This is a genomic window from Streptomyces chiangmaiensis (assembly GCF_036281785.1).
Taxonomy (GTDB): Bacteria; Actinomycetota; Actinomycetes; order Streptomycetales; family Streptomycetaceae; genus Streptomyces; species Streptomyces chiangmaiensis.
The window spans coordinates 1-16,174 of the sequence record NZ_JAYWVC010000098.1 but is presented as its reverse complement, the minus strand read 5'-3'; the positions used below and the strand labels follow the sequence as shown (position 1 = coordinate 16,174).

Sequence of the window (16,174 nt, the reverse complement as noted above, 5' to 3'; positions counted from 1 at the left end):
CCGCTTGCCGCCCAGTTGTTACCTCGGCTTAATGTGGCGCAATCAGCTGGATGCCGTGCCCGCCCTGAGGAGTTCCGCCATGACCACCGCACCGCCGGCACTCCTCACCGGGGCCGACGCAGAGGCCACCGGCCGGGTGGGCGCACTGCTCCGGGGAGCCGCTCCGCTCGGGGTCGCATTCTCCGGTGGCGTCGACTCCTCACTGCTGCTGGCGCTCGCGGTGAGGGCCTTGGGCGCGGAGAACGTGATCGCCGTGCTCGGGGTCTCCCCCAGCCTGGCCGCCGACGAGCGGGCAGCGGCGCACCGGGTGGCCGAGTTCATTGGCGCGCGAGTCGTCGAAGTCACCACGCATGAGGGCGAGTTGCCGAACTACCGGGCCAACGGTCCGGACCGCTGCTTCCACTGCAAGAACGAGCTCTTCACCCGGATCTCCGCCGAGGTCGTCGCCGAGTATGGGCTGGCTGCCGTCGCCTACGGCGAGAACGCAGACGACCTGCGCCGCCCCGACCGGCCCGGTCAGCGGGCCGCCACCGAGCACCGGGTGCTCCGGCCGCTTGCCGAGGCCGGATTGGACAAAGCCGCCGTGCGACGGTTGGCCCGGGCGCTGCAACTGCCATGCGCCGACAAGCCCGCGGCGCCCTGTCTGGCCTCGCGGATCCCGCACTTCGAGGAGGTCACTCCGGAGAAGCTCAGGCAGATCGAGCAGGCCGAGCAGGCAGTACGCAGGCTCGGCTTCACCGACTGTCGGGTCCGTCACCACGGCGAGACGGCGCGGATCGAGCTTCCGGTCGATGAGTTGGGTCGCGCGGTGACCGAGCCGGTGCGGTCTGCGCTGCTCGACGCGGTGCGGGCGGCCGGGTTCCGTACGGTCACCATCGATCTGGCCGGCATCCGCTCCGGCGCCTTCGCACTGTCCGTGGTGGCGGTGACGCATGGCTGACGACTGGCAACCACCTGCTGTGCTTGCCGAGTTCGCCCAGCTTGACCACGATCGCGGACCGCGCCGGGGCTACCCGGAGGCCATCTACTGCGAGGGCAAGACACCCGCCCAGGTTGCCGCCATCGCGGTGGAGATCCGTACGCGGGGCGGTAGCACGCTCTTCACCCGGGCCACGCCCGATCACGCAAAGGCCGTACTGGCCGAACTGCCGGACGCGGCCTACGACCAGGACGCGCGAATGCTTGCCTGGCCGCCGGAACCGCCATCGGCTGTGGGTGGTCGGGTGGTCGTACTGTGCGCGGGCACCTCGGATCTCGCGGTCGCTCGGGAAGCACTTCTGACTGCACGTCACCTCGGCCGCGAGAGCGAGCTGGTGGTCGATGTCGGAGTAGCGGGGCTCCACCGGGTCCTCGGCAAGCTCGAACTGCTGTCCAGCGCACGGGTGATCGTGGTGGTGGCGGGCATGGACGGCGCACTTCCCAGCGTGGTCGCGGGCCTGGTCACCGCCCCCGTTGTTGCCGTCCCGACCTCTGTCGGCTATGGCGCCGCGTTCGGCGGCCTCGCGCCGCTGCTGTCCATGCTGAACTCCTGCTCCCCCGGCGTCGCCGTCGTCAACATCGACAACGGCTACGGCGCCGGCCACCTCGCCGCGCAGATCGCCGCGCCGGCCTGAGGTCAGAGGCGCAGGTGGGCCAGCGGCAGGACCTCGTCGCGACCGCGCTACTCTTCCAAGGCGCCCCCGCAGGGCGACCGGCGGGCTCGGTCGCCTGGATCCTCGTGCGCACCATCGAGGGGGTGACGGTCGGCTACGTCTTTGATCCCACACCGAGCAGCCGCGAAAGGTGATCGACGAACTCACCCGGCTGGTCATGGGCTACCTCGGCCGGCTGCGATCACCGGTCCGACCTGTCAGGGCAGTTCAGCGCCGGGGATAAGGTGTTGGTCAACTGCGGCTGCCACGGCGGCTTCCAGCACTGTCCGCACCGGCATGCCCAACTTACGTGCCAGCGCGGCGACATCATCGAACTCCGGTGTCGCCTGGAGGATTTCGCCGTCTCGATGTGCCACCTTGACCGGTACGGTTGCACCAAGTAGGGGGACATGCACCCAGGTTCGCTCCAGAGCGGTCTTACGGACGGCCGTCTCGCGGACGCCGATGGTGCTGGTCTCCCGGAACATCGCCTCGCGCAGCGCGGCAGCCCGCTCGACGGGTGCGAGCACACAGAGAGTGTGCGCAGGACGGCCCTTCTTCATCAGGATCGGGACCAGCCAGGCGTCCGAGGCCCCCTCGGCGAGCAGCGCGGCAAGGACGCCTGGCCAGAGGCGCGGATCCAGGTCGTCCACATTGGCTTCCAGCACCAGCTCGTCCCGGCCGCCCTCCGCAACGGGCGTACCGACCACCACGCGTACGACGTTGGGCCGCCCCGGCGTGTCCCGGGTTCCGGCACCAACTCCCGTGGATTCCAGGCTCATTGGCGGCAGAGCACCGCACTCCGAAGCCAGCGCGGTCACCAGCGCCAACCCGGTCGGAGTGGCGAGCTCACCGGCTCCCCCGCTGACGACCTGCCAGCCTGCCGACAGCTCCAACACGGCGGGCACCGGCACCGGAATCTCCCCGTGCGCCGTCCGCACCCGGCCCGAACCGAGCGCCACCGCGCTCGCACTCAGCCGAGAGATCCCGAGGGAGTGCAGCGCGGCGCAGACCCCGACCACATCGGCGATCGAGTCCCAGGCGCCCACCTCATGGAAGTGCACCTCGTCCGCGGACACACCGTGCACCCGGCCCTCGGCCTGCGCCAGCCGCCCGAACACCGCGAGAGCCCGGTCCCGCACCGGCTCCGGCAGCTCCGCGTCCTCGATCAGGGCGCGGATGGACCGCCAGGTCCGGTGCGGGGGGCTCTCGATGAGCGGCTCGACCCGGAGCCGGGCGGCGCGCAGGCCCGCCCGGCTCACCTCGTCGACCGACAGCGCCACCGCCGCCGGGATCACGGACTCCACCGCCGCCCGTATCGCCGGGAGCGATGCACCAGCATCGATCAGTGCACCCAGCAGCATGTCACCGGCGACGCCGGAGGTCGCGTCCACCCAGGCCAGGCGGGCGGCAGCGGCCATCGGTCAACTCCTCACTCTGCGGATTCGATCCGGACGGGGACGGGCTGACCGGTACGGGCGGACTCGTAGATCGCACAGACTACCGCCAGGCTGCGGGTCGCCTCGGCGACCGTGACCAGCGGCGCCCGGTTCTCGGCGACCGCCGCGACGAAGTCGCGGTACTGGTGGACGTGGGCGTTGGAGAGCGCCGAGGGGTCCGCTCCGGCCGTGGCGGCGGGCTCGGACTCCGCCGGCAGCACCCGCTCGGCCTGGTTCGCGTCAGCGCGCGCGCCATAGGCCGCGCCGCCGCCTTCGTCCTCGCCGGCCGCGTGGAAGTACGCCAGCCGATCGCTGTCGATGACCGCGGAGCCACGGTCGCCGTGGATCTGCAGCCGCGCGGTCAGCCCGGGGTAGGCGGCGGTGGTGCCGTGGACGATGCCCAGGGCGCCGTTGGCGAAGCGGATGGTCGCCACGGCGGTGTCCTCGACCTCGATGTTCTGGTGCGCGAGCAGGTCGGCGTAAGCGAAGACCTCGACCGGCTCGCCGAGCATCCAGACCAGCAGGTCGATGGTGTGGATGCCCTGGTTCATCAGCGCACCGCCCCCGTCGAGTTCCCAGGTGCCGCGCCAGTCACCGGAGTCGTAGTAGCTCTGGCTGCGCCACCAGGCGATGCTGGCGACACCGGAGGTGACCCGGCCGAACTGTCCCTCGGTGACTGCCTTGTGCACCACCTGACTTGAGGGGTCGTAGCGGTGCTGGCTGATCACGGTCACGGTGCGTCCGGAGCTGCGCTCGGCCTCGGCCACGCGAAGCGAGGCCTTGACGCTCACATCGAGCGGCTTCTCCACGACGACGTGCTTTCCGGCGTCCAGCGCGGCGATCGTGAGTTCGGCGTGCTTGCCGCTGGGGGTGCAGATGGCGACCGCGTCGATGTCGTCCCGGGCGAGCGCCTCGGCGACCGAGCCGGTCCACTCGACACCGTAGCGGTCTGCCAGTTCCTTTGCCCGGTCCGGGATGTCGTCGACAGCGAGGACGAACTCGGCGTCGGGTGAGAGCGAGGCGATCGAGGCGGCGTGGGTGCGTCCGATGACTCCGCAGCCGATGACGGCGATGCGCATGATGGTGAAAGTCCTTCCCGATCCGTTCAGTGGTACTCGATGCCTTCGGCTGCCAGCAGCCCGGTGAACGCCTGGTGGGCCTTGGCGAACATCTCGGCACCGCTGAATCCGCCTGCGGCGCCTGCGTGCTGGAGGTGCGGCTCCAGCGAGAAGAAGCCGTCGAAGCCGTCCTCACGCAGCGCGCGCAGCGTCTCCACCATCTCGCCGTCCCCCTCGCCGGCCGGCACGGGAGTGCGCGTGGAGTCCAGCGCGTCCTTGATCTGCATGTACTCCAGGTGCGGCCGGAGCATCGCGTAACCATCCGTGAACGGGCGTACTCCGCACTGGACGAAGTTGGCGGAGTCCCAGGCGATTTTGAGTTGCTCGCTGCCGACGGACTCGATGATGTCCAGGCAGCGCTCCGGGGTGTCGCCGTAGATGTGCTTCTCGTTCTCGTGCAGCAGCACCACGTCATGGCCCTGCGCGCGGTCGGCCAACGCCCGCATACGGCGCAGCACTTCGTCCCTGTGTACCGCGGCGTCGTCGCCCTCGGGCAGGAAGAAGGAGAACAGTCGGATGTACGGCGCCTCCAGGTACGAGGCCACGTGCAGCGCACGGTCGAAGCGGCGCAGGTGCTCCTCGAAGTCGTCGGCGATACCGATCTTGCCGATCGGCGAGCCGACCGACGAGAGCTTCAGGTTCTCGCGGCCCAAGGTGTCTCGCACCTGGGCGAGTTGCTCGTCGGAGAGGTCAAGAACGTTGGTGTCCCAGGCGCTGCGGAACTCGACGAAGCGGATGCCGAGCTTGTGCAGGACGCTGCACTGCTCGTCCAGGTCGGGTGAGATCTCGTCAGCGAAGCCGGACAGGGTCCACATTGCAGAACTCCTCATGAAGGTTGGATCAGCCCTTGACGCCGCCGGAGGTGAGACCTCCGACTAGGTAGCGCTGGAAGAAGAGGTAGAGAAGGACGACCGGGACGGCGGAGACCACGGAGGCGCCGAGCAGTTGGCCGTACAGCGGGATGGCGCCGCCCTCTGCGGCCAGTCCAAGGATCTGCAGCTGGACGCCGACGGTACGGGTGCCCGGCTGGGTGAGGATGCTGGCGAACAGCACGTCGTTCCAGCCGAGCAGGAATGAGAAGACCAGCGCCACGGTCATGCCCGGCCAGGACAGCGGGACGGTGATCCGCCAGAGCGTGCCGAAGCGGGTCAGTCCGTCGACCAGACCGGCCTCCTCCAGCGACTCGGGGATCTTGCGCAGATAGGTCACCATCACCCAGGTGGCCAGCGGCAGGGCGAAGGTCAGATAGGTGATGATCAGTCCGCCCCGGGTCCCGACCACGGTCAAGCCAAGGTAGCTGCCGATCGACGAGAACACCATGAACAGCGGGAGGATCAGCAGCGTGCCGGGCAGCGACTGCACCATCACCAGGCTGGTCAGGAAGATGCGCCGTCCGGGGAAGGTGAACCGGGTCAGACAGTACGCCGCGCCGACCGCGAGCGCGGTCGCGATCACCGCGGCCGTCACCGCGGCGATCAGGCTGTTGCCCAGCCCGGGACCGAGCGACACGGTGTGCCACATGTTGGCGTAGTTGGAGAAGGCGAAGCGGCTCGGCCAGAGCGTGCCGGCGGCCACCTCATTGTCCGGGGTCAGCGACATCAACACCATGAACAGCACCGGCAGCAAAGCGAAAGCGCTGATCAGGGTGATCGCCACCCCCCGCAGGCGCGGCGGCAGAACCTCCTGAGGGTCGCGGGGCTTCCAGGTCATGCCTCCACCTCCTGCGGACTGGCGTCCAGGCGGGAGCTGCGCAGATAAGCGACCGCCGGGATGGTCATGATGATCAGAGTGACCACCGACATCGCCGCGCCCAGCCCGAATCGGAAGGACTGGAACGAGGTCTGGTAGATGTTCATCGGAAGCAGGTTCACCGCGTCCGGGGCGGGCATGCCGAACAGCACGAACGGCAGGGTGAAGTTGTTGAAGTGGTGCAGCGTCGCCAGCAGCAGGCCGAGGCTCAACGGCCCCTTGATCTGTGGGAGTACGACGTACCGGATCCGCTGCCACCAGCCGGTTCCGTCGAGTGCGGCCGCCTCGTACAGCTCACGTGAAATGGTCTGCAGGCCCGACAGCGCCATCAGGTAGATGAACGCCCAGGAGGCCCAGACGTCCACGCCCACCAGGGTCCAGAAGCTCTGGCCGCCGATCAGCCACTGCTTGTCGCCCCCGAGACCGAGGTCGCCGAGCAGGTGGTTGACGGCACCGGCGGGCTGAAGGACGATCCGCCACAGCGTGCCGGTGACGAACGACGGGAGCACGTACGGCACCAGGTAGATCGAGCGCACCGCTCCCCGGCCCCGGAAACGGCCGTTGACGGTGAGCGCGGCCAGGATGCCCAGCGGCGCGGCGATCAGCGTAGTGAGGACGGAGAACGCGGTGCTCGCCCAGATCGAGTGGAGCAGCCCCGAAGTATTCAGCGCCTCGGCATAGTTGGCCAGCCCGACCAGTGGCGCCTGGATCCACTGGCGCAGCGTGTACTGGTCGAGTTCCAAGAAGCTCATCCAGAGCGCCAGCATGAACGGCACCAGGATGACCAGGACGAGCAGCGACCCAGCGGGGAGCATCAGCCAGAGCGGGCGACGTTCCCGGCGCGGGGGGCGGGCGGCCGCCCCGGGGATCCGGGGGGCCGACTCCGGCGGCTGCGGGCGCGTCGTTGCGACCGCGGTCGTCTTACCCATCTCAGTGCTTCTGCCGGTCGAGGGAGGCCTGCGCGGTCTGGTTGGCCTTCGCCAGCAGCTGGCTGACGGCAGACGAGTCGTACTTGCCGCTGGCGAGCGAGGGCAGCGTCTGGGTGATCGCATTGGTCAGGCCGAGCTGCACGTCCGCCCAGGCGCCGGTGAAAGGAGTCGGCAGCGAGGCCTTCTCAGCGGCAACGAAGCCGGCGATCCGCGGATCCGTCGACGCCAGCTGGTCCTCCGCCGCCGTGACCGGAGGAAGGCCGCCGAAGCCCTTGTAGTAGGCCTTCTGCTCGTCCGGGCTGGTGACCAGAGCGATGTAATCCAGCGCCAGGTCGGCGTGGGTCGAGTACTTGGCGATGGCCAGGCTGTCGCCGGAGACGATCGATCCCGCGGCAAGGCCGTTCTCGGGCCGGGCGGTTGCACCGAACGGCACCAGCGGCATCGACACGAACTTGTACTTGCCCTTGACCGGCGAATTGTCCAGCGTGGGAATCACCGTCGGCGCGACCATCGGGAGCATGGCTGCCTTGCCGTTTGCGAACGCGGCGGCCGCCTGCGCGCTCTTCCAGCCGGCCGCGGCCGGGTCGACCGCGTGGTGCTTGGTGGAGAGTGCGAAGTACTGGCCTATCGCGTCGTTGACCTGGGGGCTGTTCAGCTGCGCCTGCTTGAGGTCGTCAGTGATCAGCCGGCCACCCGACTGCAGGGCGAAGGTCCAGATGTACTTCCACGAGCTGAACGGGTCCGCGTAGTCCACCGCCGTCCCGTACACCCCGGTCGACGGTTTGGTGAGCTTGATCGCGTCGGCGACGAACTCGTCCCAGGTGGTGGGCGGCTGCGCGATCCCTGCGGCCTTGAACATCTCGGTGTTGTAGACCATGCCATAGGGCCGCGCCGCGAACGGCACGGCGATATCGTGCTGGGCGTCCGGGCCGGACATGCCCAGCGTGGCCGGCAGGAACTTGTCCCGGCCGCCGATCCGCTTCCAGTCCGCGTCGCTCAGCACCCGGAACCCGCCGGTGGCGTACGCGACCGGGGTGAAGGTGGTCCCCAGCTGGTAGACGTCCGGCCCGGTGCCGCTGACGATCGAGGTCTGGATCTTCGTCTGCTCCTCACCGGCCGAGGCGTAGGAGTCGAAGACGACGTCCGCGCCGGTCTTGGCCTTGAAATCCTTCTTGATCTGGGCCTGCCAGGCGCGCACCGCGTCGGCGTGCGCGGGATCGGCACCCACCAGCACATGCAGTTCCTTGCCACCCCCGTCGGCGCCGCTGCTTGAGCAGGCGGTCAGCCCGCCGGCCAGCAGCAGGGCCGCGCATACGGTGGTGAGAGCTACTCTTCGCTGGTTCATGCCTGCCTCTTTCCACAGCCCGACTCTTCGAACGGCCCCGCGCGCAAGCAGGGGAAGTAGCCGAAAATCCGTCAGTTGATCGCGGGGTCGACCCGCTCGGCGACCATCTAGGCACAGCACGGGCCCCTGATGGAAACAGTGCGGCAACATTGCCAAAAGTTGCCGCGACGGAGTAGAAACAACCAACCGCTCAGGAGGTCCATCATGGGACTCGGCCCGGAGACGCCCCAGGCCCCGGCACTGCCGCACCACGGACCGGCCCGGTCCGTCACCGTCCAGGACGTGGCCCAGGCGGCGGGCGTCGCCGCCTCGACCGTTTCGCGAACCTTCACCAATCCGCAGCGGGTCAACGAACGAACCCGCGAACATGTGCTCGCGGCCGCCGACCGACTCGGCTACCGCCCCAACACCGCGTCACGGTCGGCGAGCTCACGTGGAACCGGCACGCTGGCGCTGCTGGTGCCCGACATCACCAACCCGTCCTTCTTCGGCCTGATCCGGGGAGCCGAACGCCAGGCCTCGGCGGCGGGATTCACGCTGGTCCTGGCCAACTTCGAGGAGTCACCGGACCTCGAGGCCCAGCACGTGAAGCGGCTCGGCGCCGCCGTGGACGGCTTCCTGCTCGCCTCCTCGCGACTGCCGGACGCCCAGATTCGCGAGATCTCGGCCGGCCACCACTTCACGCTGGTCAATCGGGAGGTCGAGGGCGTGCCCGGCGTCGTCGTCGACAACGAGGACGGCACCCGGCAGATCGTCGAGCACCTCGCCTCCCTCGGGCACCGCTCCATCACCTACCTCGCCGGGCCACGCAGCTCATGGATGGCCGCCCACCGCTGGCGCGCACTGGAGGAGACGGCCCGCCGACTCTCCGTCTCCCCCACCCGACTCGGCCCGTACCCGCCGTCGGTGGCCGGCGGCGCAGCGGCGGCCGACGCCGCCATCGGCCAGCAGGCCACCGCGATCGTGGCCTTCAACGACCTGCTCGCCATCGGCGTACTGCGCCGTCTCGCCGAACGCGGCCTCGCCGTCCCCCGGGACATCAGCGTCGTCGGCTACGACGACATCTTCGGCGCCGACTTCTGCTCCCCGCCGCTGACCACGCTGGCCGCACCGACCCAGGACGCGGGGCATGCGGCCGTGAGCCTGCTGCTCGGTCTCCTCGACACCCGTGCCCCCGGCCCCCGGCAGATCGTCCTCATGCCCCATCTGCGCATCCGTGCCTCCTCCGGCCCGGCACCGACCTGACCGATGGCAAGCGGTGGCAACCGATTGCCAGACGGCCTCCCAACTCCCTACCGTGGGCTGACACCGGGACCCCGAGGGCGAGGAGCCAACGTGGCCGTTATCGGCGTGCAAGCGATGATGCTCAAGCACAGCTTCCAGGAGCTCGGACCGTTCGAAACCCTGCGCAGGGTCAGGGAGATCGGCTACCGGGCGGTCGAGATCTCGCAGATCCCCATGGACGAGGCCAACCTCGCCGAACTGGAACGCGCCGGCCGCGAACTCGGCATCGAATACGCCGCGCTCTCGGCCCAGTTGGACGGCTCGCCCGGCGCCACACCGTACCCGCTCGCCTCCGACTTGGAGCGCGCGGTGGCAGACTGCCGACGACTGGGCACCACCATGCTGCGCATCGGCATGCTTCCGATGGGCGAACTTCGCTCGGAGCAGCGCGTCGTCGACTACGCGAAGCGGGTCAATGAGGCCGCGCTCGCTCTCGGCGAGCAGGGCATATCGCTCTACTACCACAACCACCACGTGGACTTCGCGAAGCAGGGTGGCCGCTATGTGCTGGACGTCCTGGCGGACGAGGCACCGGCCGTGGGGCTGGAGATCGACGTTCACTGGGTCCAGCGCGGCGGGCTCGACCCTGTACGGACGCTGCAGAAGTACGCCGACCGCACGGCAATGGTGCACCTCAAGGACTACCGGATCCGCGCCCTGCCCACGGCGGCGATCGACGCGTACGAGTCCGGCGACTCCGCCACGTTCTCCGCGGCGTTCAAGGACCTCGTGCAGTTCGCCGAAGTCGGTGAGGGCAACCTGGACTTCGGCGCCATCGTCCCCACTGCGCTCGAAATCGGCGCCCGCTACCTGCTCGTCGAGCAGGACGAACTCTACGGGAGCACGGTCTTCGAGGCGCTCACGACCTCCTACGAGAACCTCGTGCGGCTGGGCTTCGAGGATCTCTTCTAGCGCGGACCTGAATCGCGTGAGGCCGGCCCCGACGACACAGAAAGTGTGCTGAGGGCAGGCAATCCTCAACGTCCGAATCTCGTGTCCTCCGCAGCCTCCCAGCAAGGCAGATGAGGCCCCCACCCGGTTCCCCGGTGGGGGCCTCGTCGTTGTCCGTCCCGGATCTGTGTCACTGGCCCGGTGATGTGTGTCTCCCAGGACCGCGTCCGGGTCGCTGCTCGGGCTCCCGCCCACGGGATCGCACGGTGAGCCCCCGTGGTCAGCGCGTCAAGAGGAAGTCGAACACCGCCTGACGGCCCTTGTCGCTCGCCGCCCTGCTCTGCACCGAGTGTGCGGCACCCGGCACCACCACGACCCGAGCTCGCGGCGTCAGCTTCTTCTGGTCGTACAGCCATTCCAGCGGCGTCGAGAGGTCCCGGTCCCCGCCGAGCAGCAGTACCGGTACTCCCGGAAGCCGGCGGTGCTCCGGCGGCAGCGGCGGCACCGGCGTGCGCGGCCAGTGCAGACAGCTGAGCATCGAGCCGAGGCCCGTCGCCGTGGCCGCGTCGAAGGGGCCGTAGTCGGCCGGGGTAAGGTCCGCGGCCGCTTTCTCCAGCGCCTCCTGGCGTCCCGCCACCGGTGTGTCCGCCCTGCCCCACGGATAGCGCCCGTCCAGGCACAGGGTCGAGGCGTGCAGCCCCTGGCTCAGCTCCTCCGCGGTCGCCGCGCTTCCCTGCCGTACACCCGCGATCAGGCCCCGCAGCGCTGTGGGGTCGCCGCCCGCTGCCTGGTGCAGGGCGTCGATCATCGCCGCGTAGTTCGGATCCACGAACTCCCAGGTGGTCAGCGCGTCCAGGACGTCGGCGCCGTTGTCGTACGTGTCCACCACCTTGGCCAGGTCCGCCGCCGGGTCCGTACGGCAGCCGATCGCCTCGCATGCCGTCGTCAGCACGCGCGGCGCCGCTCGCATGGCGGCGCGGTCCATCGGGTCGTAGCCGGTCTGCGGCACCACCGAGTCCAGTACCATCCGCCCCACGTGTTGCGGGTACGCCAGGGCGTACCGTTCGGCGGTGTACGTGCCGTACGAGACACCGTCGAGTGTCATCTTCCGCACGCCCAGCGCCCGCCGCAGCAGCTCCAGGTCGGCGACCGTGTCACCGGTGCTGTAGAAGCGGCGGTCGGGACCGACGGCCGCGGCGCAGGCCGTCACCGCCTGCGCGGTGGGCGGTGTGAGATCGGACGACCCCATCTCCTTCTGCAGCTGCGGGCATTGCAGCGCGCCCGCGCCGGTGCCGCGCTGGTCGATCATGACGAGGCGGTAGTCCTTCAGCAAGGGCGTCAGCTTCTTGCTCAGTCCTTCCACGAACGGCACACCCGGCTGCCCCGGACCGCCCGTGAGGAACAGCAGTACGCCCTTCGGGGCCTTCACGTTGTCCGCAGCCGCGACCCTCAGGTCCAGTCGGCCCTGCACGCCGCCGCTGTGGTCGAGCGGGACCGTCAGCGTGCCGCAGCTGAAGCCCTCCAGGCCGGGGCAGGCCGCGACGCCTGAGAGTCCCCCGCTCCCCGCGGCCGGCGCGGCTGCCCGGTCCTGCGCCGTCGACGTGCATGTCCCTGACAGCATCAGCACGCCGGCGGCCAGCGCGACGGTGGCCAGCGCTCTGGGCCTCCGCATCCCCCGTACCTTCGTGCCCCTCTGTGTTCCCCGCATCCCCGGCATCCCCCCGGTTCTGGCGCGCCTTCGCGCCCCTCGTCTTCGTCGGCCACCAGACTGCGCGGAGCAGGCCCGCTGGGCGAGCTTTCGTGCCACGATTCGAGCAGGTTCGAAGGGACATCGAACAAAAGGGACATAGGGCAAGAGGCAGGCGGGGGCGCCGTGATCGAACTCACCGTGGACGCCACCGGGCTGGCCCGCTCCCGCTTCGCGGTCTCGCCGTTGTCCGAGGTCGCGGCGACGCTGCTGCCCTGGGGCTTGTGCCCGGGCTCGGAGGCCGATCCGTGGGTCAGGCGCGCTCGGCGCGTCCTGCGTCGTGCGCCCCTGCCGCTGCTGTCGGAGCTGGCCCTGGACAGCGGCGGTTATGTGCCGGATTTCCTCAGTCCGCACCCGTCCGGGCCCTCGCCCACCATCGAGGAGGAGCTGGAGCGGGTCCGGTCCACCCCGCCCGAGCGGGTCGTGGGCGAACTGGAAGCGCTGCGCGACGGCCGCCCGTGCAGCGGCCTGGCCGGGTCGGAGCTGCCGCCGGAGGTGCGACGGGCGATGGCCCGAGGCGGCGGGTACGTCGCCCGGCAGGCCGCGCAGGAACTGCGGCGCTACTGGGACCTGGCCTTCGCCCCACACTGGGAGGACGCGAAAGCCGCCCTCGAATCGGAGGTCGACCGGTGCGCCGGTGTGCTGGCCCGGCGCGGCGCGGCCGGGCTCTTCAACTCGCTGCACCCCGGCATCCGGTGGGCCGACGGCACGCTGCGCGTCGACAGCCGGTTCACGGTGGAGCTGGTCGTGCCCCTGGTGGTCGTGGTGCCGTCGCTCGTGGCGGCAGGGCCGGGCGTTTCCGTGGACCCGGTGCGGGACGGACAGAGGCCGCCGATGGTGGCCTATCCTGTGCGCGACAGGGCCACCGCGCCGACGGCGTCCACCACCGAACTGGCCAGGCTGCTCGGACCCACCCGCGCCGGGCTTCTCGCAGCGCTGGCGCGACCGGCTTCCACCGCGCAACTCGCGGCACGTCACTTCCTCAGTCCCGCCACGGTGTCGTACCACCTGGGCGTGCTGCACCGGGCGGGTCTCGTCGCACGCGCCCGGTCCGGACGGGCGGTGCTGTATCGCCGCACTCCGGCGGGATCCCGGCTGGCGGGAAGCCGGTAGACACGGCCCACGGTGCCGCCGCCCGTTCACCGAACCTCGTGCACCGACATCGGCATCCGCGCCATCCTGACCGGCATCAGGATGCCCCGCATGAACTCGATCACGGAACGGTGGGTGCACACCCTGCGCCGCGAACTGCTCGACCGGACACTGATATGGAACGAACACCACCTACGCCACGCGCTGCGCGAGTACGAACGGCACTACAACGAGCACCGCACCCGCCGATCACTGCACGCTACGGCCCCACTCCGCTCCCTGCCCGAACCGACCACCGAACCAGATCACATCACGCACCTCGACGTACGCCGACACGACCGGCTCGGTGGCATCCTCCATGAGCACCAACACGCTTCCTGACCAGCGCGGACGTAATTCTCGGCACGCACAGGGCCCGGGCGCTCTCATCGCCCGGGCCCTCTCGATCCATGCCGAGCCCTTCCCGTGTGCCGTCAGGTCTGCGCCCGACTTATGGGTAGCTGACCAGGTAGGCCACGTTGTTGCTGGGGGTGACCTGGCTGCCGGTGTTGTCGATGATGTGGTTGATGGTGCCGGCGCCGCCCAGGACCGTGGTGACCATGCTGTGGAACTTCACCGTGGACGTGGTGGGAACCTCGATGGCATGGCCAAGTACCACGGAGGGGTTGTCGCGGAGATAGGCGTAGACACCCACGCCCCATGCCTCGTGGGAGGCGACCGAGTTGGCCACCTTGTACGAGGCGTAGCCGAGGTCGCCTCCGCTGGTCGTCCAGCTGGACTGGTCGGGCACGTCGTAGGGGGTCTCGCTCTGGTAGAAGTACGTGCGGCCGCCGTTGCCCTTCCAGGTGGTCTGGTACTTCTGGTAGTGCTCGACCGCCAGGCCGTACATGGTGACGTTGTTGCCGTTGACGATCAGCCCGTTGACGGCCGGGTTGGTCGTCCAGCCGACGCCGTTGGTGTGGTCCGCCCGCCACAGCCACAGGTCGTCGCCGATGACGTCGTTGCTGTTGATCACCAGTGTCTGGGTGGCCTTGCCGGCGATGTCGCCGCCGATGCGGAAGAACACGTCGTGGAGCACGATCGGATCGGCGGTGTGACCGGCGGTCGAGCCGGCCGGGCCGACCTGCATGAGGGTGTTGGAGTTGGTGGTGTTCGCGCTGATCAGCAGCCCGGCGATGTCGATGCCGTCGACGTCGGCGGTGGTGATCGCGGTGACGCCGTTGTCCGGCACGAGGGTGGCCAGGCCCAGTCCGAGGACCACCGTGTCGGGGCGGGTGATGTTCAGCGGGGCGGACAAGTGGTAAACGCCCGGGGTGACGATCAGGTTCTGCCCCGCGGCGAGCGCGTTGTTGATCGTCGTCGCGGTGTCACCGGGCTTGACGATGTAGAACTGGCTGATCGGCAGCGAGGTGCCCGGAGCTGTGCCGTTGATCCAGTCCGGGCCCTGCACATTGGTGCGCACCGACGGGACGAACACCTGCCAGTTGCCTGAGCCGTCGACGTAGATGAACGGCTTCTCGCGCATCACCGGGCTCTGGGCGATGGTGGTGTACTGCGGATTCGGGAAGCTGGTGGCCGGGGCGCCGGTGTCGCCGACGAAGACCATGTTCCAGTTGTGCCCGGTCCAGCCGCCGTTCATGGCGGTGTTCCGGGTGAGGAACTGCTGCTGGGTCCCGGAGTTGATCTGGCCGGATATCCGGGAGTTGCCGATGTAGCCACCGCTGGACCAGTTGGTGGTGGTGCCGTGCGTGTCGTCCCACAGCTTCATGCTGCCGTGTACGTCCATGCGCCGGAACGGGTCAGCCTGCGAGACGGCCCACATGGTGCTGCCCGAGCTGGGACTCACCGACATGTTCTCGACATCGCGCCAGAAGTTCTGGGTGGCGTTGCCGTCCGTGAGATGGCCCTCGACGTGCACGCCGCCGCCGGTGATCGACACCTGGGTCGGTGACAGGCCCAGCCCGGAGACCTGGGTGTAATAGCCGACGGGGATGTCGACGTTGTACGTGCCGGGGGTGAACAGCAGGGCGTTGCGCTGGGTGCCGAACTCGTTGGTCCGCTGGGTGCTGTAGACCGAGTTGATCTCCGACTGGATGGTGGACATCGGCATCGACGGATCGAACACCGTGACGTTGGGGCCGAAGTCCGGGGTGTTGGACGGCGGGGTGATGCCGCCTGAGATCGTGAAGGACTGGGCGCCGGTGCCGTTGCAGGTGTACTGCTGCAGTTGGACGCTGTCGGCGGTGGACGCCGACGGCACATCGAGGCACTTGCCGCTGTTGCGGTTGACGAAGTGGTACGTCCCGGCAGCCTCGGCGACCGGCATCCACTGCTGGTTGGCGCCGCCGCCGTAGAGCCACAGCTGGGTCAGCGCGCCGTCGGCGGTGGAGACATCGGTCTCGTCCCAGACCTGGTTCGGCGCGGAGGCCACGCCGATCCGGTAGTAGCCACTGTCGGTCGCGGTGAACTGCCAGGACTGGGCGCCGGTGCCGTTGCAGGTGTACTGCTGCACAGCGGTGCCGTTACCGGTGGCCGCGGCACGCGCGTCAACGCACTTGCCGCTGTTCGCGTTCACGACGGTGGTGGGGGCGGTAGGGATGGTCGCGGCGCCGGCACTCGGGGCCGAGACCAGCGCGATGCCGGCGGCGGCCGGCAGCAGGAGCGCGGTCGTGAGGGCGGTTGTGCGTCTGCAGTGACGGTGGGCTCGGGTGAGCACAGCGAGAGCGTTTGTCACGCGTGTCTCCTAGTTCGCCTGGTGGGCGAGATGTTGATCGGACGTTAGGCGCCACCCGACGAGCCGTCAATATACGGTGAAAGAAAAGTCGTGAACTATGTTCCGCGCAAACAACGACCCGCACCGCTTCAGAATGGCTGCACCGGATCCGACCAGGGACGATGCTCCGTCGGCCGGTAAAGCACCCTGGGTGCATATGCTCGCGCGACTGCTCC

14 protein-coding genes are annotated in these 16,174 nt (G+C 69.2%); 6 read left to right on the top strand and 8 right to left on the bottom strand.

Features of this window, described 5'->3' with window-relative positions:
* The first annotated feature begins 79 nt into the window (after positions 1 to 79).
* Entirely contained in the window at positions 80 to 940 is an 861-nt protein-coding gene (larE, locus tag VXC91_RS25045; RefSeq protein ID WP_329509586.1) for an ATP-dependent sacrificial sulfur transferase LarE, read from the top strand.
* A complete protein-coding gene (gene larB / locus VXC91_RS25040) occupies positions 933 to 1,613 on the top strand; it encodes a nickel pincer cofactor biosynthesis protein LarB (RefSeq protein ID WP_329509585.1) in 681 nt (226 codons plus the stop codon). Before larE ends, larB begins: the two co-directional genes overlap by 8 nt.
* Before the next feature lie 236 nt (positions 1,614 to 1,849).
* Here the strand turns inward: larB and larC are convergent, their stop codons facing one another.
* The 6 genes from larC to VXC91_RS25010 are packed head-to-tail and all read right to left on the bottom strand — an operon-like array spanning position 1,850 to position 8,211.
* Complete coding sequence (gene larC, locus VXC91_RS25035; RefSeq protein WP_329509584.1) at positions 1,850 to 3,052, bottom strand: nickel pincer cofactor biosynthesis protein LarC; 1,203 nt, start codon at positions 3,050 to 3,052, stop codon at positions 1,850 to 1,852.
* An 11-nt stretch (positions 3,053 to 3,063) separates the two neighbouring features.
* Positions 3,064 to 4,149 (bottom strand): Gfo/Idh/MocA family protein, encoded by a 1,086-nt coding sequence (locus VXC91_RS25030; RefSeq protein WP_329509583.1) that lies wholly within the window; start codon positions 4,147 to 4,149, stop codon positions 3,064 to 3,066.
* Between the two features lie 26 nt (positions 4,150 to 4,175).
* Positions 4,176 to 5,003: a sugar phosphate isomerase/epimerase family protein gene (locus VXC91_RS25025; RefSeq protein ID WP_329509582.1), complete on the bottom strand. Its 828-nt coding sequence runs from the start codon at positions 5,001 to 5,003 to the stop codon at positions 4,176 to 4,178.
* A 25-nt stretch (positions 5,004 to 5,028) separates the two neighbouring features.
* Positions 5,029 to 5,898: a carbohydrate ABC transporter permease gene (locus tag VXC91_RS25020; protein ID WP_329509581.1), complete on the bottom strand. Its 870-nt coding sequence runs from the start codon at positions 5,896 to 5,898 to the stop codon at positions 5,029 to 5,031.
* Positions 5,895 to 6,866, bottom strand: coding sequence for a carbohydrate ABC transporter permease (locus VXC91_RS25015; protein ID WP_329509580.1), 972 nt, complete (start codon positions 6,864 to 6,866; stop codon positions 5,895 to 5,897). The genes VXC91_RS25020 and VXC91_RS25015 overlap by 4 nt, the downstream gene beginning before the upstream one ends.
* Before the next feature lies 1 nt (position 6,867).
* A complete protein-coding gene (locus VXC91_RS25010) occupies positions 6,868 to 8,211 on the bottom strand; it encodes an ABC transporter substrate-binding protein (protein WP_329509579.1) in 1,344 nt (447 codons plus the stop codon).
* 204 nt (positions 8,212 to 8,415) lie between these two features.
* Between VXC91_RS25010 and VXC91_RS25005 the strand changes: the two genes are divergently transcribed.
* Positions 8,416 to 9,456: a LacI family DNA-binding transcriptional regulator gene (locus tag VXC91_RS25005; protein ID WP_329509578.1), complete on the top strand. Its 1,041-nt coding sequence runs from the start codon at positions 8,416 to 8,418 to the stop codon at positions 9,454 to 9,456.
* A 90-nt stretch (positions 9,457 to 9,546) separates the two neighbouring features.
* Positions 9,547 to 10,407 carry a sugar phosphate isomerase/epimerase family protein gene (locus VXC91_RS25000; RefSeq protein WP_329509577.1) on the top strand — a complete coding sequence of 287 codons (861 nt, stop codon included), beginning with the start codon at positions 9,547 to 9,549 and terminating at the stop codon, positions 10,405 to 10,407.
* A 259-nt stretch (positions 10,408 to 10,666) separates the two neighbouring features.
* On the opposite strand, the gene VXC91_RS24995 is transcribed toward VXC91_RS25000, so the two are convergent.
* Positions 10,667 to 12,058: an alpha/beta fold hydrolase gene (locus tag VXC91_RS24995; RefSeq protein ID WP_329509576.1), complete on the bottom strand. Its 1,392-nt coding sequence runs from the start codon at positions 12,056 to 12,058 to the stop codon at positions 10,667 to 10,669.
* 201 nt (positions 12,059 to 12,259) lie between these two features.
* Here VXC91_RS24995 and VXC91_RS24990 point away from each other — a divergent pair, with 201 nt between their 5' ends.
* Both VXC91_RS24990 and VXC91_RS24985 read left to right on the top strand, forming a co-directional pair.
* A complete protein-coding gene (locus VXC91_RS24990; RefSeq protein WP_329509575.1) occupies positions 12,260 to 13,246 on the top strand; it encodes an ArsR/SmtB family transcription factor in 987 nt (328 codons plus the stop codon).
* A 12-nt stretch (positions 13,247 to 13,258) separates the two neighbouring features.
* Positions 13,259 to 13,606: an integrase core domain-containing protein gene (locus VXC91_RS24985; RefSeq protein WP_329509574.1), complete on the top strand. Its 348-nt coding sequence runs from the start codon at positions 13,259 to 13,261 to the stop codon at positions 13,604 to 13,606.
* A 109-nt stretch (positions 13,607 to 13,715) separates the two neighbouring features.
* Here VXC91_RS24985 and VXC91_RS24980 read toward each other — a convergent pair whose 3' ends face one another.
* Positions 13,716 to 15,959 carry an RICIN domain-containing protein gene (locus VXC91_RS24980; RefSeq protein WP_408057464.1) on the bottom strand — a complete coding sequence of 748 codons (2,244 nt, stop codon included), beginning with the start codon at positions 15,957 to 15,959 and terminating at the stop codon, positions 13,716 to 13,718.
* Positions 15,960 to 16,174: the final 215 nt, after the last annotated feature.

Bases quoted from the DNA above. Each gene is read 5' to 3' on its own strand.
- larE (WP_329509586.1), top strand. From the start codon at position 80: ATGACCACCGCACCGCCGGCACTCCTCACCGGGGCCGACGCAGAGGCC.
- larB (WP_329509585.1), top strand. From the start codon at position 933: ATGGCTGACGACTGGCAACCACCTGCTGTGCTTGCCGAGTTCGCCCAG.
- larC (WP_329509584.1), bottom strand. From the start codon at position 3,052: ATGGCCGCTGCCGCCCGCCTGGCCTGGGTGGACGCGACCTCCGGCGTC.
- VXC91_RS25030 (WP_329509583.1), bottom strand. From the start codon at position 4,149: ATGCGCATCGCCGTCATCGGCTGCGGAGTCATCGGACGCACCCACGCC.
- VXC91_RS25025 (WP_329509582.1), bottom strand. From the start codon at position 5,003: ATGTGGACCCTGTCCGGCTTCGCTGACGAGATCTCACCCGACCTGGAC.
- VXC91_RS25020 (WP_329509581.1), bottom strand. From the start codon at position 5,898: ATGACCTGGAAGCCCCGCGACCCTCAGGAGGTTCTGCCGCCGCGCCTG.
- VXC91_RS25015 (WP_329509580.1), bottom strand. From the start codon at position 6,866: ATGGGTAAGACGACCGCGGTCGCAACGACGCGCCCGCAGCCGCCGGAG.
- VXC91_RS25010 (WP_329509579.1), bottom strand. From the start codon at position 8,211: ATGAACCAGCGAAGAGTAGCTCTCACCACCGTATGCGCGGCCCTGCTG.
- VXC91_RS25005 (WP_329509578.1), top strand. From the start codon at position 8,416: ATGGGACTCGGCCCGGAGACGCCCCAGGCCCCGGCACTGCCGCACCAC.
- VXC91_RS24995 (WP_329509576.1), bottom strand. From the start codon at position 12,058: ATGCGGAGGCCCAGAGCGCTGGCCACCGTCGCGCTGGCCGCCGGCGTG.